We start from the raw sequence: 204 nt of genomic DNA, 5'->3' as shown, positions 1-204 counted from the left end.
CCTTAAACACTTGGTCGAGGAAAAGATTCAAGTCCAGAAGTGGTCCCCTGAACAAGTTGCCCATGTGGTTGGGATTGGTTACAAGACGGTCTATAACTGGATTGATCAAGGATGGCTTGATGTACAGTTGACCGATTTGCCTGATCATGGAATTCGTCGTCATCGTGCTAAAGAAAAGCGTGGTACGTTCAGTCACGGCCGCTC

1 pseudogene is annotated in these 204 nt (G+C 47.5%); it reads left to right on the top strand.

The annotated features are described in order from the left end of the window. Positions 1–204, top strand: a pseudogene (locus QOS10_RS09705) (IS30 family transposase); the annotation flags it as partial.

This window comes from Limosilactobacillus galli (assembly GCF_947381495.1).
Classification (GTDB): Bacteria; Bacillota; Bacilli; order Lactobacillales; family Lactobacillaceae; genus Limosilactobacillus; species Limosilactobacillus galli.
This window is presented reverse-complemented; position numbering and strand designations above follow the sequence as displayed.